Consider the following 746-nt stretch of genomic DNA (forward strand, 5'->3'; position numbering starts at 1 on the left):
CACAAGGAGCCAAGCGTGAGCCGCGGAGGGTCAGCGATGCCCTCGACGACCTTCTCCGTCACCTCGGGTCGTCGCGCGGAGAGACGCTGGCAACGGTCTTCGGCCGCTGGACCGACGTGGTCGGTGATCGCGTGGCCGCGCACACCGAGCCGTTGGCCGTACGCGATGGCGCACTCATCATCGCTGTCGACGACCCGGTCTGGGCGTCGGAGCTGCGATGGCAGTCGGCGCGCTTGTGTGAGCGTGCTCGACATGTATTGAACGATGATTCGATCGATAGAATCACAGTTCGCGTGAGGCCCGGTACGGGCTCCGATGACTAGTGGTGGGGCAGCGGTTCCGCGGCGGCGGCGCTTCGTCCGACGGGGTCAGGACCGACCACGAGGAAGGGTCGAAATCCCCGCGAGTATCACAGGGATCGCGACCTCTCGCTGGTAGACTCGCTGAGACATGGTTTTACCATCCTGACCAGCGCTTTCGCGCTCTTCGGGGACGGTCCCAGGAACCAGTCGACCATCGCATCGGGCAACGAGGAAGAGGGCGCGGCTTGGCGCAGGAAACCAAGACCAAGAAGGCGGCCGAATCGGCCTCCTACGGGGCCAAGGACATCACTGTTCTGGAGGGCCTCGAAGCAGTTCGGAAGCGCCCGGGCATGTATATCGGGTCGACCGGGCCGGCGGGCCTCCACCACATGGTGTACGAGGTCGTCGACAACGCCGTCGACGAGGCGATGGCCGGCTACTGCG

Annotated in this window: 2 protein-coding genes; both read left to right on the forward strand. The window is 65.3% G+C overall.

The window, feature by feature from the left end; genetic code table 11:
• Positions 1-323: DUF721 domain-containing protein (locus tag GY791_21650; protein ID MCP4330998.1), on the forward strand; the 323-nt coding region annotated here is incomplete at its 5' end.
• A gap of 224 nt (positions 324-547) precedes the next feature.
• The coding region (locus GY791_21655; protein ID MCP4330999.1) for a hypothetical protein at positions 548-746 on the forward strand (199 nt) is incomplete at its 3' end.

It is taken from the genome of Alphaproteobacteria bacterium, from assembly GCA_024244705.1.
Lineage (GTDB): Bacteria > Pseudomonadota > Alphaproteobacteria > JAAEOK01 > JAAEOK01 > JAAEOK01.